25 protein-coding genes are annotated in these 24,873 nt (G+C 46.3%); 17 read left to right on the plus strand and 8 right to left on the minus strand.

Annotated features, from left to right (window positions below; translation table 11 throughout):
• Positions 1-19: 19 nt before the first annotated feature.
• Positions 20-1,333: an IS21 family transposase gene (gene istA / locus ACO6S0_RS04435; protein ID WP_422350801.1), complete on the minus strand. Its 1,314-nt coding sequence runs from the start codon at positions 1,331-1,333 to the stop codon at positions 20-22.
• Complete coding sequence (locus ACO6S0_RS04440; RefSeq protein ID WP_422350802.1) at positions 1,327-1,563, minus strand: hypothetical protein; 237 nt, start codon at positions 1,561-1,563, stop codon at positions 1,327-1,329. The genes istA and ACO6S0_RS04440 overlap by 7 nt, the downstream gene beginning before the upstream one ends.
• A 128-nt stretch (positions 1,564-1,691) precedes the next feature.
• Between ACO6S0_RS04440 and ACO6S0_RS04445 the strand changes: the two genes are divergently transcribed.
• Entirely contained in the window at positions 1,692-2,873 is a 1,182-nt protein-coding gene (locus tag ACO6S0_RS04445) for a hypothetical protein (protein WP_422350803.1), read from the plus strand.
• A gap of 475 nt (positions 2,874-3,348) precedes the next feature.
• Here the strand turns inward: ACO6S0_RS04445 and ACO6S0_RS04450 are convergent, their stop codons facing one another.
• Both ACO6S0_RS04450 and ACO6S0_RS04455 read right to left on the minus strand, forming a co-directional pair.
• Positions 3,349-4,386, minus strand: coding sequence for a DUF1593 domain-containing protein (locus tag ACO6S0_RS04450; RefSeq protein ID WP_422350804.1), 1,038 nt, complete (start codon positions 4,384-4,386; stop codon positions 3,349-3,351).
• A 10-nt stretch (positions 4,387-4,396) separates the two neighbouring features.
• Positions 4,397-5,761 (minus strand): nucleoside hydrolase-like domain-containing protein, encoded by a 1,365-nt coding sequence (locus tag ACO6S0_RS04455; RefSeq protein WP_422350805.1) that lies wholly within the window; start codon positions 5,759-5,761, stop codon positions 4,397-4,399.
• A 119-nt stretch (positions 5,762-5,880) separates the two neighbouring features.
• On the opposite strand from ACO6S0_RS04455, the gene ACO6S0_RS04460 reads away from it, so the two are divergent.
• The gene (locus tag ACO6S0_RS04460) at positions 5,881-6,741 is read left to right on the plus strand and encodes a helix-turn-helix domain-containing protein (RefSeq protein ID WP_422350806.1); all 861 of its coding nucleotides are present in this window, start codon (positions 5,881-5,883) and stop codon (positions 6,739-6,741) included.
• Positions 6,742-6,820: 79 nt separating this feature from the next.
• Here ACO6S0_RS04460 and ACO6S0_RS04465 read toward each other — a convergent pair whose 3' ends face one another.
• Positions 6,821-7,834, minus strand: coding sequence for an IS110 family transposase (locus tag ACO6S0_RS04465; protein ID WP_422350807.1), 1,014 nt, complete (start codon positions 7,832-7,834; stop codon positions 6,821-6,823).
• 300 nt (positions 7,835-8,134) lie between these two features.
• Between ACO6S0_RS04465 and ACO6S0_RS04470 the strand changes: the two genes are divergently transcribed.
• The gene (locus tag ACO6S0_RS04470; RefSeq protein ID WP_422350808.1) at positions 8,135-8,704 is read left to right on the plus strand and encodes a hypothetical protein; all 570 of its coding nucleotides are present in this window, start codon (positions 8,135-8,137) and stop codon (positions 8,702-8,704) included.
• A gap of 151 nt (positions 8,705-8,855) precedes the next feature.
• The gene (locus tag ACO6S0_RS04475; protein WP_422351797.1) at positions 8,856-9,692 is read left to right on the plus strand and encodes a DUF932 domain-containing protein; all 837 of its coding nucleotides are present in this window, start codon (positions 8,856-8,858) and stop codon (positions 9,690-9,692) included.
• Positions 9,693-9,694: 2 nt separating this feature from the next.
• Here ACO6S0_RS04475 and ACO6S0_RS04480 read toward each other — a convergent pair whose 3' ends face one another.
• Complete coding sequence (locus tag ACO6S0_RS04480; RefSeq protein WP_422350809.1) at positions 9,695-9,928, minus strand: hypothetical protein; 234 nt, start codon at positions 9,926-9,928, stop codon at positions 9,695-9,697.
• 8 nt (positions 9,929-9,936) lie between these two features.
• Here ACO6S0_RS04480 and ACO6S0_RS04485 point away from each other — a divergent pair, with 8 nt between their 5' ends.
• Positions 9,937-10,614: a hypothetical protein gene (locus tag ACO6S0_RS04485; RefSeq protein ID WP_422350810.1), complete on the plus strand. Its 678-nt coding sequence runs from the start codon at positions 9,937-9,939 to the stop codon at positions 10,612-10,614.
• A gap of 84 nt (positions 10,615-10,698) precedes the next feature.
• On the opposite strand, the gene ACO6S0_RS04490 is transcribed toward ACO6S0_RS04485, so the two are convergent.
• Entirely contained in the window at positions 10,699-11,325 is a 627-nt protein-coding gene (locus ACO6S0_RS04490) for a hypothetical protein (RefSeq protein ID WP_422350811.1), read from the minus strand.
• Positions 11,326-11,919: 594 nt separating this feature from the next.
• Between ACO6S0_RS04490 and ACO6S0_RS04495 the strand changes: the two genes are divergently transcribed.
• The 11 genes from ACO6S0_RS04495 to ACO6S0_RS04545 all read left to right on the plus strand — a co-directional run bounded on the left by ACO6S0_RS04495 (position 11,920) and on the right by ACO6S0_RS04545 (position 20,256).
• Complete coding sequence (locus ACO6S0_RS04495; RefSeq protein WP_422351798.1) at positions 11,920-12,258, plus strand: single-stranded DNA-binding protein; 339 nt, start codon at positions 11,920-11,922, stop codon at positions 12,256-12,258.
• 119 nt (positions 12,259-12,377) lie between these two features.
• The gene (locus ACO6S0_RS04500) at positions 12,378-12,830 is read left to right on the plus strand and encodes a JAB domain-containing protein (protein ID WP_422350812.1); all 453 of its coding nucleotides are present in this window, start codon (positions 12,378-12,380) and stop codon (positions 12,828-12,830) included.
• A 142-nt stretch (positions 12,831-12,972) separates the two neighbouring features.
• Positions 12,973-13,170 (plus strand): hypothetical protein, encoded by a 198-nt coding sequence (locus ACO6S0_RS04505; protein ID WP_422350813.1) that lies wholly within the window; start codon positions 12,973-12,975, stop codon positions 13,168-13,170.
• Positions 13,171-13,469: 299 nt separating this feature from the next.
• Positions 13,470-13,631 (plus strand): hypothetical protein, encoded by a 162-nt coding sequence (locus tag ACO6S0_RS04510; protein WP_422350814.1) that lies wholly within the window; start codon positions 13,470-13,472, stop codon positions 13,629-13,631.
• A gap of 460 nt (positions 13,632-14,091) precedes the next feature.
• Entirely contained in the window at positions 14,092-14,670 is a 579-nt protein-coding gene (locus tag ACO6S0_RS04515; RefSeq protein ID WP_422350815.1) for a BfmA/BtgA family mobilization protein, read from the plus strand.
• Positions 14,671-14,674: 4 nt separating this feature from the next.
• The gene (mobB, locus tag ACO6S0_RS04520) at positions 14,675-15,694 is read left to right on the plus strand and encodes a MobB family relaxase (protein ID WP_422350816.1); all 1,020 of its coding nucleotides are present in this window, start codon (positions 14,675-14,677) and stop codon (positions 15,692-15,694) included.
• A 15-nt stretch (positions 15,695-15,709) separates the two neighbouring features.
• Positions 15,710-17,293: a type IV secretory system conjugative DNA transfer family protein gene (locus ACO6S0_RS04525; RefSeq protein ID WP_422351799.1), complete on the plus strand. Its 1,584-nt coding sequence runs from the start codon at positions 15,710-15,712 to the stop codon at positions 17,291-17,293.
• Positions 17,294-17,416: 123 nt separating this feature from the next.
• Positions 17,417-18,223: a phospholipase D family protein gene (locus tag ACO6S0_RS04530; protein WP_422350817.1), complete on the plus strand. Its 807-nt coding sequence runs from the start codon at positions 17,417-17,419 to the stop codon at positions 18,221-18,223.
• A gap of 56 nt (positions 18,224-18,279) precedes the next feature.
• Entirely contained in the window at positions 18,280-18,570 is a 291-nt protein-coding gene (locus ACO6S0_RS04535; RefSeq protein WP_422350818.1) for a hypothetical protein, read from the plus strand.
• A gap of 185 nt (positions 18,571-18,755) precedes the next feature.
• Positions 18,756-19,247 carry an ORF6N domain-containing protein gene (locus ACO6S0_RS04540; protein WP_422350819.1) on the plus strand — a complete coding sequence of 164 codons (492 nt, stop codon included), beginning with the start codon at positions 18,756-18,758 and terminating at the stop codon, positions 19,245-19,247.
• Position 19,248: 1 nt separating this feature from the next.
• The gene (locus ACO6S0_RS04545) at positions 19,249-20,256 is read left to right on the plus strand and encodes a helix-turn-helix domain-containing protein (protein WP_422350820.1); all 1,008 of its coding nucleotides are present in this window, start codon (positions 19,249-19,251) and stop codon (positions 20,254-20,256) included.
• Positions 20,257-20,617: 361 nt separating this feature from the next.
• Here ACO6S0_RS04545 and ACO6S0_RS04550 read toward each other — a convergent pair whose 3' ends face one another.
• Positions 20,618-20,965: a helix-turn-helix domain-containing protein gene (locus ACO6S0_RS04550; protein ID WP_422350821.1), complete on the minus strand. Its 348-nt coding sequence runs from the start codon at positions 20,963-20,965 to the stop codon at positions 20,618-20,620.
• 842 nt (positions 20,966-21,807) lie between these two features.
• Here ACO6S0_RS04550 and ACO6S0_RS04555 point away from each other — a divergent pair.
• Positions 21,808-24,864 carry a SusC/RagA family TonB-linked outer membrane protein gene (locus ACO6S0_RS04555; RefSeq protein WP_422350822.1) on the plus strand — a complete coding sequence of 1,019 codons (3,057 nt, stop codon included), beginning with the start codon at positions 21,808-21,810 and terminating at the stop codon, positions 24,862-24,864.
• Positions 24,865-24,873 lie beyond the last annotated feature (9 nt).

Raw genomic sequence — 24,873 nt, forward strand, 5'->3', positions numbered from 1 at the left:
CTGTTTTTAAGTATTGTTCCTATTCGTAGTATTTCCCCCCTCTTATGTTGTTGTGCTCGGGCATTTCCATATCCCCGTCGATACCTTCATCGATCTGGTCCCATCCCTTTTTCAGGATGCGCTCGACCATATTGTAGTTGTACGCACCATATTCCGAGGCACGTTTGCACGCATTCTCAAGACGTTCCCTTCCGTACTTTTTGGCAAGGTGGAGTACCCCCAGACAGGATTTGTAGGATTGTTCCGGGTGTTGCTTCTTCTCCAGGATGGCAATGATGTACCCTTTACAGTGTCCGCCGATATTGCCCGCCCAATCGATGAACCTTTCGCTGCTCCACTCGCTTACGAAACGATGGTGCGATGGCATATGGTCGGCCAAGGTGGTATAGCCGTATTTTTTCCTGCTCCTTGTATGTACGGCGAACCTTTCGTGCTTATGGTAGATCTCGACGATGTTGTCGGTATAGACCAGCTTGACCTGTTTGCCTATATGTCTGTAGGGTACGCTGTAATAATGCTTGTCCTTCCCAAAATAGATATGGCTGTTCTTGTGCACGGTGGCCTGGGCATATCGTTTTACCTCATAGCGTTTCTCGGGCAGGGGCATCAGTTCTCCCTTCTCGATTTCCATAAAAAGCGAACGCCTGGAATATTCCCTTCCCCTGAACGACATTGCGTTGTGTTTTTCCAACAGTTCCCTTATCGCGATGTTGATATCGGTTATGCCATGGAAGACCTGGTTCCGTAAAGGGGCGAACACCCTGGTGTAGATTATCTTCACGGCGTTCTCCACTATGGCCTTGTCCCTTGGCCTATAGGTACGTGTGGGCAGTACTGCCGTTTCGTAGTGTTCGGCAAAGTCGGCGAAGACCTCGTTGACCTTGGGCTCGTAACGGCTGCTCTTGGTGACCGCCGACTTAAGGTTGTCGGGCACCAGGGCCTTTGGTACGCCGCCGTAGAACCACAGTGCGTTCTCGGTGCAGCGGATGAAGTCCTCCAGTTTTTGGCTTGCACAGGCCTCTACATAAGTGTATTGGCTGCTGCCGAGTATACACACGAACACCTCCAGTTCCTTCAGTTCACCGGTCTCCCTGTCAACGATATGGAGTTTCTTTCCCGTGAAGTCTATAAAGAGCTTGTCGCCGGCCTTGTGCTCCATGTGCATTACCGGAGAGGTTTCCTTGCGCCATTCGGCGTACCAATACTTGAACTGTGAGAGCTTGAAGCCATCGGGGTGCTTGGCATAATATTCCTCCCACAACAATTGCCTGGTCACCCCGGTCTTGCGGAGCTCTTTGTCAAAATAGGGAAAGTACTGCCTTAAGGTCAGCAACCGTTGGCTCTTGCGCTTTTGCCCGTCCTTAAAAGGTTGTGGAGTTCCTCCAAGGTCATCTTCTCCACCTCGTAGGCCGTAAAACGGTAGCGCTTGAAGAATTCGATGTACTTCCTGATTGTGACACGGGATATGCCCAATTGCTGGCTTATCCTCCGTTTGCTAGTGCCGGAGGTGTACAGTTTGTAAATCAGTTTTATTTTCCGCATGTCTATCTGCTTGTTCGCCATGGTGCTTTTTAACAAAAAAAGCACTTAGACTTTTTACAGATAGATCTAATCTAAAGGTGGTCCACTTTGGCCCGGCGCGGGTGGGTCACTTTCGTCCGGCCAGCTATGGTCACTTTAACCCGGCGAGGGTGGTACACTATGTCCGGCGTTTCCATGATGATATTGATAACAATTCCACAGAAATAAAACTCAACGTGCTAAGGGAGCAAATAAAAGAGGATAATCATCAAGACTTAATAGAACATTTATCGACTACTTACGCTCAATTTTTAATTGAGGATGGAGTCACTATAAAATTGAATGAGAAGAATGTTAATCCCAAGACATTTGATAATTGGTCTTATCCGCCTGGATATGAACCTGTAAAATCTAATGGTCCTATTAAATTCAAAGATCGAGAAGAAATTCAACTGACTATTACAGGTGGATTAACAAAATCCCATAAAGAAGGGGACTCAAGTATTGATGAGTATGGGGTATATTTTTATTGTAATAACCGATTAATTTCAAGAGCATATAAAGGCAACCAAATAGGTTTCAATACCCCATTCAAAATCGGAAAGCCTCACGTCAGTTACTCTTTGGTCAGAGTAATAGTCGAGCTAACAGGTCCTGTTGATCTAATGCCTTGGAACAGTAGTAAATCGAACATTGACTTTAAGCATAAAACTTTTATAGAAATATCCGAACATATTAGACGAATATTTACAACTTATGCCGCAATGTCTAAAAATTGGTCTGGAGATTGGCCAAATCAAGTGTTCAAGTATTCACGCGGGAACATTAAAAGAGAAGTGCTATCTGATTTTTCTCGTGTAGCTAGAATTCACGTTCCTATAATCAAACGTGGCCCGAAGAAATTAAAGTATATAGACTTAATAAAAAAGCAAAACAAAGAGGTCGCTACGACTAAACCTTGGACTAAAGGTTACTACGAGTCCATAATTGCAGTAGAGGAAATTTCTAAATTAAAGATTGAACAGAGAAACCGTATAGTTATGCTGCTGTTAGATAGCACTTTGGAAATAGCTTTTAAGGATTACTTGATAAATGAATCTGGAAATAGGTATAATGCCAATAAGTTAGCTACATTAATGAGTAATAGAGTTGATGTGCATACCGAAGTAGCTAAAAATATTAGAGTTAAAAATGGTACTTGGCAAAAAGTTAATTATTATTACAATTTACGCTGTGAACTAGTGCATAAAAGAATTGCCGTTACAATTTCTGATAATGATGCGAGAAGTTTTAGAGAACTGGTTGAATATTTATTGAAAAAAATGTTCAACCTCAATTTTAAAAGAGTTTAGTTATCCATATACAAGTAAGCATTCCCTTTCTTAACATATTCCAACTTTCCAGCTTCACGCATATGCATAAGGTCACAACTTGATATTTTAAGTTTTTTTCTCACTTCTCTACTTGATAAGTATTTTATTCCTTTTTTCATTACTAATTAGACGAAACAAGAATCATCTATTTACTAATATACTATGACAAAAAAATTATATCCACTCTTTAGGAGGAGAGTTTTTTGACTATTTGAATCCATCAATCTTTCTCGAAAGTTAAGCCCGCAAACTGTTTGCCGGACAAGGGACGGCATAAAGCCGTTCCCCAGGGTCACTTTTTATATACTCTGTTAAAAAACAAATATTTATTAGAGAGATTTCGAATGTAGAAATTTGGAAACGCTTTTTATTGGTTCCCAAAAAGGTTCGTTTTGCGAAACACTCGAAAAATGAAGTTGTTAATATATAGCATCGCAAAAATTTTTAAAGAGAATTACTCAATGCACCTGTCAGCACGTTCCTTGAATTCGGCCTGAAAGTCGTTTTTCCATTTTGAGATAGTCGATTCTCCAGGGCCGTCGACCCAATGGTTTGTTCTTTCTATACGTTTATATTGTCCGCCCCAACTGGGTTGGGTTGGGTCCTCTGGATTGTTGATTCCCCGATTGGCACTTATCAAATGCATAAAAGCGGGCGAGTCTCCCTCGATGACTCCGGGGCCTGCCATGGCTTTTGGAGGGTAAATGGCACAAAGCGGCCCGTGGTTATTAATAATGTTCTTTTCAGCCCATTCTTGACTGTCGCTTCGAAACATACCATGGTATGTTTTTCTGGATTCGATAATGAACAGGTCCGGGAATTCGTTCATAAGCCATTCATGCGATGCATCCTGACATGCTATCAAGTAGATTCTTAGCTTGCCAATAAACGCTTCCATTTCTTCTTCACTTCGTGTATTCCTAACGTCCCAAATGGCCTGGGCAATTTCTCTGGGGCCTCCCCAGACACTGACCCATAAAGGTCGAGGGTCGGGTTTGTCCACGGCAGCGATAATGGCATCCGAAGCCTCACTGCTTTTACCCTCTCCGATGATATCTTCAACGGGTTGTTTGCCACAGCCCCATTTTATTTTAATACCATTGTTATTGCCTTTGCCCTCATAGGTAACGGCACGCAATGCATCGGCCGTTGGGTATTTGGCATCGTACTTTCTTAAATTTTCATCTACTTTATCATATTCATCAAGTACGGCCAACATATTTTTCTTTTCCGCTACCATATCGAATGTGCCCGCGGAGACAATCAATCCCTCAACATCGAGTTCATTGGAATAAAGCAAGAAACGAACAATCGACTGTACGTCATCGGGGTCACTATTGGTTACCGGAAACATCGGAAAGTCCGATGTAACGATAATGCGGTAGCGCTCATCCGGAGTATTTACATTGGAGGCCGTTTCTTGGGCCGCCAACGGTTTGCATACCAAAAAAATAAAGAGTGCTAAAACCGTAAATTTTAAATACATTTTCATTTCAACAGTATTATGGATTGACATTTATGATCATTCGGCGATAGGCATACAAATTAGGAGAACCATTATCATATATTTCGAGGATTATATGGATATTCTTGCCCTTGGAATTTTCAGGAATCTCAATTGAAGCTTTGATAGATGTGTCGTTCAAAATGGAAACCGAACCATCATAAGAACTGGGTTCATCATAAAAAGACCATTTATAGGAAATCGTATTGCCATCGGGGTCCGTAGAGCCCTCGGCATTTAATTCAACTTTGTCGCCAGCGGATGCGTTCATTTGCAAAACACTTCTGGTTTTATTCCCGCTCAGCACAGCAACCGGGTGGTGGTTGGCATCCTTATAATTACTGATGATACTCCAATCCATACGTGCGGCAAAGTCGTTATCGTAGCCTTTGTTCCAACGTTTTATGGCTTCTGCGCCTTCTTCCGTATTGCCATACATATAATAGGGGTCATATTTTGTTTCTCCATCCTTCTCGATTTTTGCCACCTCGGACATGCTTCTGATACCGGCTTTTTTTATAAGGTCAAATCGACCGCCCCAACCGCCCTGCTCAATTTGTTCGGGATTATTAAGTCCGTTTGGATATATGTGCATAAAAGCGGGACTATCTCCCTCTGTGGCCCATTGGGTATCTGGATAAGCAGCGCCGAGCGGACCATGGCTTTGAATGTCATTATGTTGATAATCACCGTTTTTTGGTGGTTGCCAACCGTATACTCCAGTAGCACGGATATAGAAAACATCAGGAAAGTTCTTAGCTATCCAAGCCCCGGCATCGTCTTGCCCAAGAATATCAAAGAGACGAAGCTTGCTCAAGAATTTTTTTAATCCTTCTTCAGATCGGGTTTCACGCACTTTCCAAATCGCTTGTGCTATGGTGTTCATACCTCCCCATCCCATGACCCAAAGAGGTCTTGGGTCGTCCCTGTCTGCAGAGGCAATAATTAATTCCGAACCTGAACTGTCCTTTCCCGTTCCCACGTCATCCATACCATAACCTGTTTGCCCCACAACGGAAATTGATTTTAGGTATTCCGGAGTGGGGTACCCATCTGCATGGACATTTAGATTGGGATATGCCGCTGCGTAGGCCTCCACCAACGTATCCAACATTTTGGTATTGCTTTGCGTTTTTCTCCAGCAACCTGTGGCAACGATCAATCCTTCGATATCAAACTCGTTGGAACTTACCAATTGACGCACCATAGATTGTTTATCATCTGGATCGGCACCTAAATCGGTAGTGTTAATGACCCTTGGTTTGTAGGATATGTTTTTAAGCCCCTGTTTTTTTGTGGCCTGTTTAGAATTGCAAGAGGCCAATAGGAATAGAAGGATTAAAAGAACCCATATGTTTTTCATTGTTGCGTTGTATTTGAGCTTTCGCGGACAATCAATTTCTTCCGACAGCATTAATTGTTCTATTGGAGTTGAATTATTGTGTAAATTTATTCTCGTATTTCTACATAAAATAATACAATTTGGAAAATAACATACTGTATTCCGAGAAATTAAAAAAGTTTGATAAACAGCGTGGTGCATTTAGGCCTTACGGATTGACTTGTGAACTTTGGAAGCCAAGTTTGATGCAAAAACCCGATCGACACAATGAAATCGAGATCAACTATTTTACTGAAGGTAGTTTGACCTACTTATTTCGAGGCTCCAAAACAACCATTCCAAAGCATAGTTTGGCATTGTTCTGGGGGCTTGTTCCCCATCAAATTGTAAGTTATGACGAATCTGCTCCCTATTATGTCTGTACGATTCCTTTGACCCAGTTTTTGGAATGGAAACTTCCTGGATTTTACGTTGACCGAGTGTTAAAGGGAGAAGTGCTCATCGAAAATTCAGGAGCACAATCCATTTATGATGAATTTCTTTTAAAAAACTGGACCAAGGACCTGTCTTCAAAAAATGGAAGAGAAACAGTATTGCTCGAAATGCATGCACGATTGATACGAATGGCAGATAAAGTTCTGCCAAAAAAGGGAAATGAAGGTTCACAGATCCATTCAAGCGAAATAAGTTATGTAGAACGAATCGCCATGTACATAGCCCAAAATTATTCCCGACCGATCAAGGCCGCAGATATTGGGGAAGAGGTAGGACTGCATCCGGACTATGCCAATGTGGTTTTCAAAAAGGCTTTTGGGATGACACTCAATGAATATATCGTTCAGGAAAGAATTACCCAGGCCCAGCGGAAATTGGTTTCGACCGACAAAAGCATTACCGATATTTCCTATGAATGCGGATTCAACTCCATGAGTCGTTTCAATTTAGCGTTTAAACGAATCAACAATTGCACTCCACGTGAATTTAGAAAAACGTTCGTTTAGTCTTATTCAATCAATAATTGCCTACTACCCTTTTGCGGAACGACCAGAATCCTGATTTATAGCGGTTCAACACATAGATCTATTGCTGCTCAGATATTAATTGGGAGTATTTAGAAAAACACTTTTTTCTGGGGTCACTACAAATGTGGTTTAGGTCATAAGGTCTTCTACTCTGGATAACACCATATACCGTTCTTAGCATTTTGTTGGATACGTTATTCATTATCAAGAAATAAGGCTTCCCTTCAAGTTTTTTTCGTTCGGCATATAAACTGTATTCCTTGTTATGCGCCACAGCAGTTTTTGCAGCAAGGAACAACAAGGATTTTAGTTTTTTATCGGCCATATGGCTTGTTTTTGCCTTCAATGACATTTTTCCCGATGAATTGGGATACGGACATACGCCTGCAAATGCAGCAGCTTTCTTTGCAGTCGAAATACGTTTGAAATTTTCTGTTTTGATAATCAGGTTATTCGCAATTACCGGACCAATACCTTTTATACTCGTAATAAGTTGATAGTTGTCTTCCAGTTCACAATCGGATTGAACAACTTTCTCGATTTCCTCTTCGATGGAACTAATCTCATTTTCTAAATTCATGATCGCCCTTTTGCCAGTTCTATAGGCTACTATACTCTGGGAAGGCCCAAGCTTTCTTGCTTTTTGACCCAGTAGAAGAGATGTCCTGTTTTTCGACAATTGCTCCCTTAACGTATAAAGTTCCTTGAGCTCTTTGATTGACTCGGACCTAGGTTCGGCAAAGCGCAACTCTTCTGCAAACCTTTCCCCGTACTTCCTAATACGGTAAGCGTCCTTTGAATCACTTTTACCTCTTTGCAATCCTAGACTGTGCTTGATGCTGTAGCCAGAAACCAGCGCAATTTTAATCCCGTGCTGATAACAGAGATGAACCAATAGGTCACCGTAACTTCCGGTATGTTCAGCTACCAAAATGCAGTTATCTCCTACTTGTTTTAAAAAATTGCAAATGCCTTTAAAATTATTGCATACAACCTTTTTTCTCTCCTTACCTGTATCAAGAAAGCTTACATCAAACTTTTCCTTGGACAGGTCAATTCCATATACTCCCATAACAAATCGTTTTGATGTTCCTATTGAGCGGCTTAAATCGTTAGTGGGTTATGCCCTTAATACTCTCTGGCTTTGACTCAATTAACTTACTGTACTTAATATAAATAGTAGATTTCCTCTATTCCGTTTCTAAAGCTAATGCAGTAAGTGGAACTGTTTATCTAATGGTAAAATTAAGTTTGTTTTTACCTATAATTTTTTCTGGTGATAAAGTAACGATTCCGTTTCCTTGCCGCTCCAAAATTTACACTTCCGTTTGACAGGTTCCGAAAATATTGTTGAACCATAAAAACAAATATCATGGAACATCCAAACATGCACCAACTTGATTTCGGCTTCGAGCTGGAACCGGAAACTACCCAAAAACAGACACCAAAACACTTTAAAAAGGCACAGTCCGATTTTGTCTTTGAATTTATGGACTGCCTCAGCAGCCCCATCATTGTCTATCCATCCGCTTGGCAGGATGCGGTGCCCAAGCAGGTCTTGGACAACATTACCTTGGCGAGGTTATTGACCCAGATGCAAGGTGAGAAAATGGCCTCCCTTACCGAGGTGGTCGCCTATATGATGCCCCGGACCTTTGAATCGCCCATGCCCAGTGAGTGGGCAAACATCTATACTTGGTGTGGCCTCCAATTTGCCAAGACCTTCAAAAATGGAGGTCAAATAGGGGCCATGCTGGAGATTGCACCCGAAACCCTGTCCGATTACGAGCAGGCCCTGTTGAAACGGCTAAGGGTGTGGATATACGACAAACGCCGGGAAGCCCTAAAGCAAAAAATGAAGGCCGATACGTCCATTTCCAAACCATCTTCGACCGAAAGCCCTCGACAGGAAGGCCTCTTTGGGAACTCCAAAACAACCTAGTATCCCAACCAATCCTTTGCACCAAGGAAAACGTCGCAGCCTGTCATTGGACAAGGGACGGCATAAGGTTTATTCCGTTTCCTTGCCGCTCGACAGCCTGCCTTCCGTTTGGGTTTCCCTGCAAATATTGTTTAACCAAAATCCAATAATTATGTATTTAGACAGATTGCAACAGGACGAGGTCTTCGTACCTACCGAGGTAAGACCGCTAAACGAACTGACCCAGATGCCCTCCAGAAAGGGGCTGGAACGCGCCATTGTCAGCAATGGCAAGATCGTGAACATCGTATCGAAGAGCTACGGGCACATTCCCAACGAGCTCTTTTTTAAAAAAGCCGAGCAGATGCTCATCGATGCCGGGTTGGACTACAATCGCCAGACCATCAACCGTAACGACAGGACCTTCAGTATGGACTTTATCCTCTCCGACAGTTCCCAGTTCTCCGTAGGAGACGGAGAGGATACCATCCTGCCCATGTTGCGGTTTACCAATTCCTACGATGGGAGCGAACGCACCTCGGGACATTTCGGGTTCTACCGCCTGGTATGCTCCAACGGCCTGCATGTGGCCCAGGCGGAGATAGCCTTTTCCATCAAGCACAGCACCAACGGTGCCCAGCTTATCATGCCCGAACTGGAGGGGCTGTTCCAAAAGTTCATGGATAACGAGTTCTACACCATTTCCGATAGGTTCAGCCAGATGATGGCCGTCGAACTGCTGGACACCAAGGCTTTCGTAAGGGAGGCGCTGGAACGTACCAAACTGTTCCGTTATGAGTGCAGCGACAGGAACGCCGACCCGTCCAAGAAGGCCCGTGAGGTCATCGACATCCTGGACAACGAGGCCCTACTGCTCGGCACCAGACCGAACCTCTGGCTGGGCTATAATGCCTTCAACGCCGTCCTGCACGGTACCCTGAAACGGAGCTTTTCACGTCAGGAGCGTCTGGACAAACAGCTCTTCCAGACCGTCCTTGAGATGGCCTGACCCTAACGGGCCGCTCCGGTGCCCGCACCAAACCGGAGTTTCCACAGTACCGTTTCCCATACATTCCAAGTAGCACAAACAAACCATAAACAATTGCCAAATAGTGCCTTGGAGGGTTTCCCGGCAAACCTACGGCCCGCACCGATATACCATTTCGGCGGGCTCATGGCTTTATCGGCCTTGGCGGCCCGTGCCAGGGTTGCATGAAACTTCCAGGCATGTAACCATTTAAACACTGTATATTATGGCAAACCATTGTTACAACACCATTACCATTACCGGAAACGAAGCGGAACTGGAAACCCTCCACAAACTGCTTACCAAGGAGGACGGCTACATTGATTTCGAGCACGTCCTAAAACGGGAGATTCCCTTTGGGGAGATTTACGACATCGTAGGGACCAAGTGGTTCGCCCCGGACATTGAACTAGGGGACGGAGAACTGAAACTCTACGGCGACAGTGCGTGGTCACCGCCCGTACCCCTGTTCGAGGCCCTGGCCAGGACCTACACCTCCCTGAAGATTACCATGAACTTTGAGGAGCCGGGCATGGGCTTCGGTGGCGAACTGGACATCGACAGTAGCGGCACCGAGGTTTTATTCGAAGGCAGCTACTGGCAGTACATGGCCTATCTGGATTATGAAAGCTTTTTTCAGGATGCCCTGTCGGAACTGCAATACTATATCGAGGATGGCCATATCTCCACGGAAACAGGGCTGAAGGGGCACCACATTTACAAATGCGTGTCCAAGACAGACCGTCCGAATCTCCTCAAGAAGCTGTTGGAACTTACGGGCATGGAACGCTTTACCGTGACCTTTGAAGGTAATCCGCACATTCAGAAACAGGTCTTTGCAACCTCAATGGACGACCTAAAGCAGAAAAACCCCAAGGCAACCATCAAAAGGGACAACGCCTGATGGAAAAACCATCACCAAAGATAGACTCCCGGTACTTAAGTATCGGGAGTTTTTTGCTTTCTTGATTTTTTTTTTGGAATACCGCTACTTGGATGGGGCTGTCTGTAGGACGTTCAGTTTACCGGAAATCGTATTGCCCGTCATCTGGACCAGCACGTTCGCACCATTGGCACGGTGGATGGCATAGACCAGAATGCGTTCCCCGACATACCCAATGGAGCCGGCTTCTCCCATGTAGGTCGCCTTATCATGGTATCGCTCATATTCCTCATAATCGATTTCACCATCGAATACCAAGGTGCCCCCCAGGCCATTTATCCTCTCCCCATAGCTTTTGAAAAATTGGGGGAGTGACCAATCATCGCCATTACCGTCAAGGGACGTAATATCAGCCTTCCAAATCCTGCCTTCAAACGGGGTCATAGTTCCCTTAATGGGGATGTAGAGCGTACCATCGGTTTCCTCGATAGGGTCGCCATATGCCATTAACCCATCGGGAAATCCCAAGAAGGGAAAGTCCCCGAGTTCCGCCATGGATATCGGCAGGGTCTCCATATTGAACGGGACGTTGGTTTCTACGGTTTGTGAAGGTGCCTTTTCGGGCTCTTCAATGGTTTGGTTCTTGGTAGTGTCCACTGCTTTTTCCTTCTTCCCGTTGCCACAGGAACACAGTAGGGACAGGGCCATTAGTGCAATAGTCAGTTGTTTCATGTTTGGTCAAGGTTTTGGGATAAAACAAGGGTACAAAATATTAAATTTTTTTGGTTGTGGGAATAGGGCATCCCGTTTTTTTGGCCCAAAGGCAGCCCTCCGCCCGCCAATCCCGGCGTTTCCCATTGGGCAAGCTCCCGCAAATCCTTCTTGGGAATTTGCAGGTCCCATGCCCGAAACCCCAGGATCGTCCCCCACGATTTTAAGGGGTTCATAATAAAAGAAGCCTCTGGTTGTTTTTCGGGACATCGAAAAACAGGGCAGTGCCCAAGGACTTCCAATCAGGACACCATTTGCTTTCCTCGTTTAACTTCCCGTACACTCGGACACAAATGGGTCTGAAGGAATTCCTAGGGCCCTTATGGAACCCGTCAAGGCCATACGGTGTTTTGCTCACAAATAGGGTTTCCACGTCCTCGTTTTTAGCCCTTCGGTAAAAACCATGTCGCGGAGCCTCCCGATTTGTTCCCAAAAGCCTTGACCGAACCCACTTCGTTTATTGTGCTGCGCACGTAAGAAGCAAACAAACACCCCTTAAAATCCAAGCGCAATTGCACGGAGATATGGGGCATTATTAATCTTTTAAATCTTTTTATTATGAGTTTGAGAAACAAAGTACAGTTGATTGGGAATGTGGGGCAAGACCCCGTAATCACCGAATTGGAGAACAACAAGAAAGTAGCCCGTCTGTCCTTGGCGACCAATGAGACCTACAGGAACAAAGAGGGCGACAAGGTGACCAACACCGAATGGCACAACGTGACCGCTTGGGGCAAGACCGCCGACATCATCGAAAAGTACGTGGGCAAGGGCAAGGAACTTGCCATTGAGGGAAAACTGACCTCCCGTTCCTATGACGACAAGGAGGGCAACAAACGCTATGTGACCGAAGTGGTAGCCAACGAAATCCTATTGTTGGGCGGTAACGATTAGAGACCAAAAGAGGGTGCAATTCTCTCCACAAGATGCACCCTCTTTTTAATTCACATTCACATTCTAAATTATGAATTATGAAATCGAAGATTCACGAATTCCAAAATAAATAGTAAACTATGAGTACATACAAAGTTAACGAAATACAGGTAAGTTACCGAGAAAAATTGAGCACTATAAAGTCCGATTCGATTACCAACTCGCAAGCGGTGGCGCAGTTGCTCTACAAAAACTGGGACAAAAAGACCATTGGGATGCACGAGACCTTTAAGGTACTGCTCTTGAACAATGCCAACAAGGTCAAGGGCATCTATCCCCTGTCGCAAGGGGGCATCACGGGTACGTTGGTGGACTTGCGGATATTGTTCGCCATTGTACTGAAAACCCTAAGTGTGGGGATGATCCTTGTCCATTGCCACCCTTCTGGGCAATTGAAACCCAGTGAAGCGGACAGGAAGCTGACCCAAAAAATCCAACGGGCAGGGGAACTCTTCGACGTGCGGGTACTCGACCATATCATATTGGCACCCGATGGCGGTTACTACAGCTTTTCCGACAATGGAGACCTTTAAACCATGAGCCATGAAAGACACCGATACCGAAATGACGGCATTTGAAAAGTGGTTGGAAGAGACCCAAGACCCAAGGGACTATCCCGATGGTTTCAATCCCGACCTATACGATTTATAATGATAACAGTCCAATCCCATGGAAATGATACATATAAATTTCAACGACCTTGACGACAGCGCACAGCAACGGTTGATAGCCCTATCGAAAAAGGATGTAGAGGCAAAATTCGGGAAACAGTTGCGCAGCTATGCCAAGACCCAATTCAGCAACTACGACGAGCTATTGGAACAGGAAGCCATCCGCAACCTGTACAATTATAGGTACAGTTTCAAGATTTGAAGTGTACCGATTGACCAAGACCCCAAGCCCATGGGGTCTTTTTTTTCACAGTTTGGTTTTCGTGCGTATCGAACCCACAAAAACCAATATGGGATGTGCCGCTTTACAAAGGACAGTCCAGCCCCGAACAACACCTATCCCTTATTTGACCGCAAGTTGGCCCTTCAAAAATATTCCCATCAAAAGACTTCGGCATAAAGCCGTTCGTGCCTCACTATTTATTCCGCTTCCTTTTGAGCTGAAATTTTTGGGAAGGGCGGGGATGCCATCAAATAATCGATAATCTAAAATCAATTCTTATGAAAACAACAGTAAAAAAGTCGTTGGAAATCCCGGCACGGAAACACCAAAAGGAAACCATTGAGAAAAAAACGCCCGCTGAAAAATCCTTCTTTCTGGTAATCAATCTTTGGATTTTCAGGTTTGAGTACCGCAGGGAGCAATTGCCCACCGATGTATAGACCACCAATTGACACCAAAGGCTCTTGAAAAAGAGCCTTGTTTTTTTGTCGTGCCGTCCCCAATCCGACGCCCAAATTTTCCCAAAACGCCCGTTCCATACAATTTGGTGCAAAACCGAACCAATTGGAATCAAACGGCGTTTTTTGTTTCGCTCAAAACCCGATATATTTATAGTGTACGGCATTCGATTTAGGTTTGACTTCCCAAAGTCCGTACAATCAATTGCACAGAGAACATGCAACCAGCTTTTTAAGGACGGTTGTGCGATACGATTTTGTCCCTGCGGGACAAATCGGAGAAGCAAGAGGGTAGCGTGCTGGCGCAGCGCTACGTCATCGGTTTGCTCCGCAAAGCCCCTGTTTATGGGGTATTCGGGAGATTGGTGAAAAAAGACAACATTCGGTTTTTAATGGAAAAATGCCGCCGGCCCAGTAAAACCAAGGAATTTTTAATGGAAAAATGGACAAAGGATACGAAAAAGAGCAGTTTACCTGTCTGAGCATCAAGGTCTCGATCGCAAAGAAGTACCGGAGGTTTTGCAGGACACAGGGACGGTCACAATCGATGGCCCTGCTGGCCATGGTAAACTTCTTCGAGGCCAATGGGGTCTCCCCGGAGGATCGGTTGGACGAGACCATTGCCAGTCTGAAATACCAGATGAAACGGCGGTTCAATGCCCTGGTCGCCATCGTGCGGAGCATCGAAAAGGAGCAGACCAAACCGACGATGGCCATGTTGCAGTCCCTCTTTGAGCAGCATTTGCAGGGAGAAGCCGATGGATTTGGGGAAGAAGTCATGGAATTCATCGAGCGCAAGTTCGAGGACGGTCCGCCCGATGAGACCTGGGACGAGGAAACCACTGTGCCCAGGGTGCGGTACGAACGTCTGGAGGAGCGGATGGCCGCCCTCAAGGCGGACTTTTCCCATGTCCTGGACCGGGTCAAAGTGGTCAAACCCTCTTTTGGAAAGGAATACCTCAAATTGGAACTGACCCGGCAGGAAATCGAAAAATACAGACGCAACATACAAAATTCATAGAAGCATGTACATCGCCATCAGTAAACAACATATGGGAGGGAACTTCAGCGGCAGTGTCCGCGATTTTGTCAATTACCTGGAGAAGGAGAACGAGGACCGTGCCCAGGAACAGCAGGAAAAATACTTTGACCAGTACGAAAGTAATATCGATCCCGAAACGGTCATTGCCGAGATCGATGGCAATACTGCCAAACTGGGCAAAAAGGATCCCAAATTCTATTCGCTGGTGGTCAGCCCCTCCCAAGGGGAACTGAAGCACATCGGCAATGACCCCGAAAAACTACGGCAGTATACCCGTGAGGTGATGAAGGCCTATGCCGATGCCTTCCATCGGGACTGGAAGGTGACCGTGGACGACCTCAAGTATTATGCCAAGCTGGAGCGGGAGCGCACCTATTCGGAGACCGACCGAAAGGTCAAGGAGAACCAGCCCTTTGCCTCCAAGATACTGGAACACAAGAACGAGATACGGCGTATCGAGCAAGACGAAGCCACGGGCAACATCCAACGCTTGCAACAACGCATTAGGGATCTGGAACGGGAAGCCCCGCACCAACAGAACGGCAGGCGCATCGTACCGGGCATGGCCAAGGAAGGCCACCAGAGCCATATCCATATCATCGTGAGCCGGAAGGACAGATCCAATAGCCATAGCCTGTCCCCTCTCACCCCGTTCCGGGCCAATGAGACCATCCTGAACGGAAAGGCACAGAAACAGGGCTTCCACCGAGAGAAATTCTATAAGGCTGCGGAGGCTACTTTTGATAAACAATTCTCATATAAGCGCAATTTTGTGGAGCGCTATACCTCCCGCAACCTTTTGGACAAGGACCCCAAAAAGTTCTTTGGGATGTTGGCGGGACTGCCGGCCAACGAGCGGCAAGCGGCCTTCCAATTGCTCAACAAGGCAGGGATAAACCTGCCCACGATACCCGTGAACCAGGCACAGGTGGCGTACAAGGCCCTGATGAAACTCAAACGGGGCATCGGCAAGGCGATGGACTCCGGTTCCATTGGCATATAATCCAAAAATACTATGATGTTGAATTTTGAAATACATACCATTTTGATCACCCTTCTAATCGGGGGGCTGGTGTCCTTTGCTGCCAACCGCTTCCTGAAATTTGGGTTTTACATCCTATTGGCGGTGATACTGGGGGCGGCCATGGCCCTTTGGATGGGCTGGGGACAAGAACTCTTCCTGCGGATATCCCTCGGGTATCTGTTGCCATTATCGTTCCTCCATGTGGTCCTCTTTGCCCTTATGCCCGATGAAACGGATACCAAGAACTTGAAAATATACCGTGTGCGGATGAACGTCAGGGGACGGCGGTTTGTGCTGGAGAACATCCGTAGGGGCGTATCGGTCATCGCCTCGGCGGGTAGCGGGAAGACCGAGAGTGTCATCCATAATTTTTTGGGGCACTTCAAGGCCCAACAGTTCTGTGGGGTCATCCATGACTACAAGGATTTTGAGATCACCGAAATGGCCTATCCCATGTTCCGGAACAATGGGGTGCCGTTCCATATCGTGTCCTTTGATCCCATCCACGAACGGGTCAATCCCATAGCCCCACGATATTTGCCCGATGAGGAAAGCGTGTACGAGATCTCACGGGTGCTCTTAGAAAACCTTTTGGAGCTGAAGGCCGAGGACGAGAACAGTACCTCACGGTTTTTCAAGGATGCCGTGGAGGGGCTGGTCAGTGGGATGATCTGGCGGTTGAAGGCCGACTATCCCGATTATTGTACCATTCCCCATCTCATTGCCCTCTACCAGCAATTGGACACCAAGGGGCTCATCAAGTTCCTAAAACTGAACCTGACCGCCCGGGCGATGGCGGACGCCTTTATCAGTGGGGTGGGGTCGGAGCGACAAACAGCAGGGGTCAAGAGCACCCTGGCCAATGCCTTCAAGAAGATCAGCACCAAAAAACTGTTCATGGCCCTGTCCTCTGATGATATCCGTTTGGACATCAACAATCCGCAGAACCCTTCGGTGATCTGTGTGGTCAACAACCCCAAAAAGGATGCCTCCCTGTCCCCGGTCATCGCCACGACCATCCATACCATCTCCAAGCAGATGAGCGAACGGGGCCGTAACCCTTCCTTCATGCTATTGGAAGAAGCCTCGACCCTTAGATTGCTCAACATGCATCGGATTCCGGCCACCCTGCGGAGCTATGACATCGTGACCCTATATGTGCTCCAGGACAAGATCCAGAACGATATGATGTACGGGGACCGGGCGAGCAAGGCCATTCTGAGCAACCTGTCCTACCAGTTTTTTGGCAAAGCGAACGACCCCGATACCGCCAAATACTATGAGCGCTTTTTTGAGATCGTCAAGATTCCCACGCGGAGCGTGAGCAAGAGCAGTGGGCTGACCTTGGAGACCCGGATTACCAAAGGGGAGAAGGAAGTGGCCAAACGGCGGGCCTCGACCTTCTATGGACTGAAACAGGGGGAGTTCGTGGTCTTTGCCGATGGCAAGGACCGAAAGGTACGGTTCAGACGGCCCAATATCCAACGGGAACTGCCGGGTCCCATGCCCTTGTCACCGTCCGACCTGGAGGCCAACTATCGGAAAATCCACTCCGAGGTCAAATCCATGTTCCGATAGCAATTATGGTTCCAGTCCAAACGGAAAACTTACCCCAGAGGGATTAAAACATATCCGAGAGGGATTAATTGGAAGGGTCGGATTTGAAAACAGGCATGGATTTTATTTATTGTGGGTTTAACCATGGTGTTTGTACCCTCCCCAGCAAACACCATTGAATGCAATCCAACTATGTACTATAACAATGTGAACTGCGACCTGTACATCGGTACGGGCGCCGGAAAGAAACTGTTGCACGACATCGACCAGGCGCAACTTTCGGTGAAGATTATATCCCCCTTTGTGAACCCCGATTTGACGCGGGATCTGATAGCCCTGCAGGAACAGGGCGTAGCGATACGGCTGATCACCTCGGACGACCTGGAGACCCATGGGGAACGGAGCCGTGACCATATCCGACAGCTCCTACGGCAACAGGTTCATGTTGACGGGACGGCTCGGGCCAAACGGAGGAACCTAAAGATAGTCCGTATCCTGTGCTGGTCGGTCCTATTGTGTGCCGGGGCACTGGCTGTATTTGCCAAGTATTCCATGGGCATGGATCGAGAAGCCCTGTATCTCGCAGATATTGCCCTTGGGCTATTGTTGGTGGCAGGATGGTTGAAGGGGAGCATCAAGAGGACCAGGGTTTACCACTATACCTACGAGAAGGTATTTCCCTTTAGGGTGCAGCTGTCCCGAAGCAACGGATCGACGACGACCCTCCATAGCAAGGTCTATATCATCGATGATAGGATTGCCTATTTGGGCTCATTGAATTTTACAAAGAGCGGTACCCAGTCCAACTATGAGACCCGCATCCGAACCACGGAACAAGCTGCCGTGAAGGAAATCGTAGAGGAGTTCGAGCTACTGTTCCACAATGACCATATACCCGAACGGGACATGGCCATCTGGGGACGGTGGGCCTATGTGGAACCATTGTACTGATATTGGTAAACAATAGGTTACTATGTTGAATATCATTTTGATGTAAATAAAAAATAATGTTACATTCGCAGCCTCCCCCTACCATCGACATGGAAAATTCCGGGTATATCCACATATTATTGGCTTCTGCAGAGGCCATGGCCCTATATAGGGACTCCATCAATGCCCTGATGGCATCGGAGTCCTGTGAATTCATGGTACACCGTTTCAAAAAGGGGACTCCCCAAGATACCATTGACAAGGCGATGGAGGGATGGCAGGTGTCCATGTCCATCGATAGGGAACAGTACCGACTGTTGCACCATAACCTTTGTTCCAAAATAAGGGAACGGTATTCCAGGGTTTAATAATATTGTGGATGCCTTATCTTTAGGACAGGCATTCTACAAAATTTAATTTTCAAGTTGCCAAAGAACCAAGAAATAATTAATATTTTTCTGGTTGGAAAATTCCAGTTTTATAAAATGTGATAAATATTGAAGATACAATCAATTTGTGTCGGTGAAAGTCTATGTCAAGAAAAATCGAAATAATGCCATCTACGCCAATCGAAAACAAAATCTATGTTTTCAGGGGGCAAAAGGTCATGATTGATAGCGACCTCTCCGAATTATATGGTGTAGAGACCAAGCGTTTAAATGAACAGGTAAAACGTAATATTGAGCGTTTTCCAGAGGATTTTATGTTTCAACTTTCCCGAAAGGAGTTTGAAATCTTGAAGTCGCAAAATGCGACCTCAAGTTGGGGAGGACGGAGAACCCTTCCCTATGCTTTTACCGAGCACGGTACCGTAATGCTCGCAAGTGTACTCAAAAGCAAGATAGCAATAGAGGCAAGCATACAAATTGTCAAGGCTTTTGTCAAGTTTAGGGAAATACTTGCCTCTCAAGCAGAACTTGCCAAAAAGATAGACGAGTTGGAAAATAAATATGATGACCAATTTAAACAAGTGTTCGAGGCTATTAGGCAGTTGATGACCAACCAAATCCAGATTACAACCATTAAAAAAGGAAGAAAAGACTAGCATGGAAGCATGGACATTGGAAAAAATAGTACAATATATAGATAACCAAATAGAGGAAAGCAATTCACTCGATTACAAAGCGGCCGGGGCATTGGCCAATAATGATAAAAAGAAGAATGAAATATCAAAGGACGTGTCTGCCTTCGCCAATTCCAATGGTGGGGTGATCATCTACGGGGTAAAAGAATTCGATGATTCGGACAAAAACCACCTTCCTGAAAGAATTGACCCTGTTGAAAGGAGCAGAATTTCAAAAGAATGGTTGGAACAGGTGATTGCCACAAGGATACAGCCAAAGATTGAAGGAACTGAAATTTGTCCAGTAACAGTATCCGAAACGGAAAATACAGTAATTTATGTAGTGAACATCCCAAAAAGTTCGACTGCCCATCAAGCTTCCGACAACAAGTACTATAAGCGTTACAATTTTCAGTCCGAGCCTATGCAAGACTATGAAATCCGCGATGTGATGAACAGGGCATCATATCCTAAAATTGAATTGGAATTTGAAATAGAGACCAGACATCTGGAATCTAATCCGGCACCGGATTGGTTCGGTACTACAGTGATTCCACAATCCAATACGACAAGCGTTTTAAAGATCTATGCCAAAAACAACGGTAATATCTATGCCAACTATGTAAACTACTATGTCTTTATTAACAGGCACTTTTTAAAGAGTGAAGGAACCGAACATTTAAAAACCTTTAAGCAGGGCGGTTATGATATGGTTGAATATTATGGGGAAAATACCGTGAGGGATGTTATAGGTATGCGGACGTCAGGAATAGGGTACACAGCTGAATATGGGCCTTCCCGTTTCGACCCCATTTTACCAGGAATGCATTCCAGGCCTGAGGAGTTAAAATTAATTGCAGATATAAGCGGTTTTAAGGACAGTTATATTACTTGGAAGGTCTTTGCCGATAATGCAATGCCCAGTAAAGGAAAGGTGCAAGTAAAAAACATTCCCATAACCTATATTGAGGAGAAAACAACTGAATCTTAAATTCTTATAGGTAATTTTTAATTCAACGGGCAAGGGAAACTCAGATGAAAAGAGTATCATCTTCAGTGACGGAGGCACATATAACCCCATGTGAAGGCACACATCTCTTATGAATCAGGAAAAGAGGCCATGGCACCTTCACTTAAATAGGTTCATATTGCCATTGCAAATGCCAAGAGGAGATTTGCCCGAAATCCATCATAAGTTAAAGGAAATATCTTCGAAACTATTTGAACGAGTTCTAATATAAGTTCAATTGAAGATGCTTTGGAAAAAAGCTTTTCGCTAGATTGGCCATTGCAATAGTAACACCGTAATGGTGTAAAAACGGATAATCAATAATTTGTATTATAAGCACCAATTATTTTAATTTTTCTTCAAGTAATTGAATAACCTTATCTTTCTCTTTCAACAAAGCTTCATATTTCTCTATGAGCTTCTCAGATAAAGCTTGATGTATATAATAGGCCGAATTACCGCCTTGTTGGTTATTGTTGATGATAACAGCTTCACTTTTCAACAAATCCTCGGGCGATATTTCAAAAACTTGGCATATACTTTCTATGTGGGCTGACCAAGAATTGCTTTCACCGTTTTCCATACGGGCATATGCGGATTGAGAAATATGTAAATAATCTGCAACTTGCTCTTGTGTAAAACCTTTATTCTTTCGGAGAGATCTAAGTTTATTTCCAACAATATTATTCATGTGTAAAAGATTTATTACAAAATAAGCAAAGATTGGGTTATAAAGCTAGGATAGGGTAAAATTAATCTTAATCAGGTTAAGGCATTTGCTATTGTATTTGTACATTGCTTTTTGAAAATTATAATTGCGATTCGTCGTATAGAACATATTCGAAGCTATTGCTTTGAGTCTCTCGCTAGAAAACTGGTAATTTTTGCAGAAGGGATGATAAGTAGATTGGCTCACGACCCGGGCGTGGCCTCTCTTGTCTCTGCAAGGTATACCAGTACCGCTAGCGGGTAAGTTGAGTTCCACGCTCTTTTTTTGGTGCTGACTCAACAATTCATGGCACTGCTTTCTAATGGCTTTCCGAACATCGCAATAACCTTGAGCTTATATACAAAACCAAGCGTTCAGAACCATTGGGATTTAAAAAACCATACCAAAAGACTAACAAACCAAACTTTCCCAACCATTGGATTGGGATGGTCTATCGGTCCGGTAAGACCAATTATGAACTGCTTTTTATAAAGAAGCCCAAATGCCCAATATAGGCTAATGGTTATGGGATCCACGGCACACCGATTCCGGATTACGACACTTTTTTTATCCCATAGCGAACAACCCCTGTACCTTTAATTGCCTCCGGACATACTTTTTCATTTATAGCCTAATGTTCATGACCTAGGGCTTTTGACCATGCTTTGGCCAAAATGCTCCCAGGCTGTCCATGTCCAAATTTCAACCCATAAAACCTTTCATGGCCTATGGATAGACATTAAAAAAAACGCCTCCAGACCAACTAACGATGGTTACATCTGGAGGCATTGATCAAACAATTTGTTCAACCTAACTCAAAAGATATGAAAAAAATACCAAAACCTACGGGTAGGGCACTCCTATTCGTTGCGATATACTTTATAGTATCCCCATTCCTTACCAGCAAAATGAATGCAGGCAGTACCATGGCAACCCGCCCCATGGATGCCTTTCAAGACCAACAGACCAATGTAACGGGCACCATAACCGATATGAACGGTGAGCCCATGGCCGGTGTGCACGTCCTGGTGCAACGTACCACCATTGGGAACATTTCCGAAGTGGACGGGAGCTTTTCCATCCAGGCAAGCCAAAATGATACCTTAGTGTTCTCGGCATTGGGCTTTACCACCCAGACCATAGCCGTTAACGGCAGAATGGCCATCAATGTCCAGATGGAGGAGGACGTGACCCAATTGGGAGAGGTCGTCCTGAATGCCGGTTACTATTCCGTGAGGGAGAAGGAGCGGACGGGCAACATAGCCAAGGTCTCCCGGGCGGATATTGAGCAGCAGCCCCTTCCCAATCCACTGGCCGCCCTACAGGGAAGGGTAGCGGGAGTGGAGATCATCCAGACCTCGGGCGTGCCCGGGGCAGGCTTCGATATCAGGATCAGGGGACGTGGCAGCATCCGTACAGACGACAACGACCCACTCTATATCGTGGACGGCGTTCCCTATGCTTCCGAGCCCTTGGGCGATGTACAGACCTCTGGTTCCATCCTGCCCGGTGGCAAAGGATTTTCACCCTTGAACCATATCAATCCCGCTGACATTGAGAGCATCGAAATCCTAAAGGATGCCGATGCCACGGCCATTTATGGCTCCAGGGGCGCCAATGGTGTGGTACTGATCACCACAAGGTCGGGCAGGGAAGGGGCCACACAGTTTGACCTGGATATATCCACCGGCTTTGGGGCCGTTGCCAAGACTATGGACCTGCTCGGCACGGAGGACTATCTGATGATGCGGCGGGAGGCCTTTGCCAATGACGGAATCGACCCGCTGCCTTTCAACGCCTATGACCTCAATGGGACTTGGGACCAAAACAGGGAGACCGATTGGCAAAAGGTGCTGTTCGGCAAAACGGCCCAACTGACAGACATAAAGGGCACCCTTTCTGGGGGCAACGAGCGGACCAGGTTCCTGGTCAGCGGAAGCTTCAACAGGCAGACGACTGTATTTCCCGGTGATTTCGGCAATAGGAACATTTCAGTCTTGGCCAATCTACACCACAGGACCAAGGACGATAGGCTCAATTTTAGATTTTCGGCCAACTATTCGTCCAGTGACAATGACCTTATCGCCACCGACCTTATCCGGGAGGTGCTGTCCCTGGCACCCAATGCCCCGGCACTGTACCAAGATGATGGAACGCTCAATTGGGAAAACTCCACATGGAGCAATCCCCTGAGGAACCTGGAGGGAAAGTATTTGGCCAAAGGCAACAACCTTATCGGCAATGCCACGGTGGACCTTAAACTCTTGGAGGGGCTACACCTGACCACAAATTTGGGCTTTACCCAGAGCCATTTGAAGGAACTCCGGACCATTCCCTCCACGACCTTCGACCCCGCCTTTGGGCTGGGCAGCGACCTGTCCTCGGCCATCCACAACAATGCCAATAGGACCTCCTGGATCGCGGAGCCACAACTTAATTGGAACCATGCCCTGGGTCACACCAAACTGGACGTTCTTGTTGGAGCCACGCTACAGGAACGGAACAACGACCGCCTGTCCCAATTTGCCATGGGCTTTACCAACAACGCCCTGATAGAGAACATCGGGGCGGCCTCGAACCTGCTGGTCATCGGGAACAGTGAGGTACGGTACCGTTATGCAGCGGTGTTCACCAGGGTGAACCTGAACCACAGGGGCAGGTATATCCTGAACCTTACGGGACGTCGGGACGGCTCCAGCCGCTTTGGGCCGGACAACAGGTTTTCCAATTTCGGGGCCGTAGGGGCCGCCTGGATATTTTCACGCGAACCCTTCATAAAGGAACATCTGCCCATTTTGAGCTTCGGAAAGCTGCGGGGCAGCTATGGAACATCAGGCAATGACCGGATAGGGGACTACCAGTACCTGGATACCTATTCCTTTGGCAGTGCCCAGTACCAGAACATCTTCGGACTGTACCCGACCCGTCTGTTCAATCCTGGGTTCAGTTGGGAGGAGAACCGAAAGCTGGAGTTTGCCCTGGATCTCGGGTTTTCGCGGGACAGGATTGTCATCAACGGCAGCTATTACCGGAACCGTTCGGGAAACCAATTGGTGGGCATCCCCCTGCCGGCCACCACAGGCTTCGGTTCCCTGACCGCCAATCTAAACGCTACGGTGGAGAACACGGGCTGGGAGCTTGGAATCCATACGGTCAACCTGAGATCGGAACACCTCACGTGGACCACGGACATCAATCTGACCCTGCCCAAGAACAGGCTTATGGAGTTCCCCGGCTTGGAAGGTTCTACCTATGCCGACCAACTGGTGATAGGGGAACCGCTCAATATCCTTAAGGTCCATAAATCCACGGGCGTGGATTCCCAGACGGGCCTCTATGGTTTTGTGGATTTCAATGGTGATGGTATAATCTCCGCACCGGAGGATCGACAGGTGATCAAGGATTTGAACCCTGAATATTTCGGGGGCGTGTCCAATGGTCTGCGGTACAAAAACTTCCATCTGGATATCCTGTTCCAGTTCACCAAGCAGTTGGGCAGGAGCTATCTGTATAGCAGTGGCATTGTCGGGGGGATGTCCAACCAGCCCCAAAGCGTACTGGACCGATGGCAGGCAGCGGGTGACCGGACCGACATCCAACGGTTTACGAGCGGACAGGATCCCAATGGCCTCTTGGCCCACAACCATTACATCGAGAGCGATGCCACCATTGAGGACGCCTCCTATCTGAGGCTGAAGACCCTGTCACTGTCCTATACCGTTCCTGTATCTGGAGAGACAGGCTTTGGATGTGAACTGTTTCTACGGGGGCAAAACCTTTGGACCCTCACGGCCTATTCCGGACTGGATCCCGAAACACGTTCCAGCAGTACCATTCCACCGCTCCGCTACATCACTTTGGGAACCCACTTAACATTTTAATAACAGATA

The organism is Flagellimonas sp., assembly GCF_965233845.1.
GTDB lineage: Bacteria > Bacteroidota > Bacteroidia > Flavobacteriales > Flavobacteriaceae > Flagellimonas.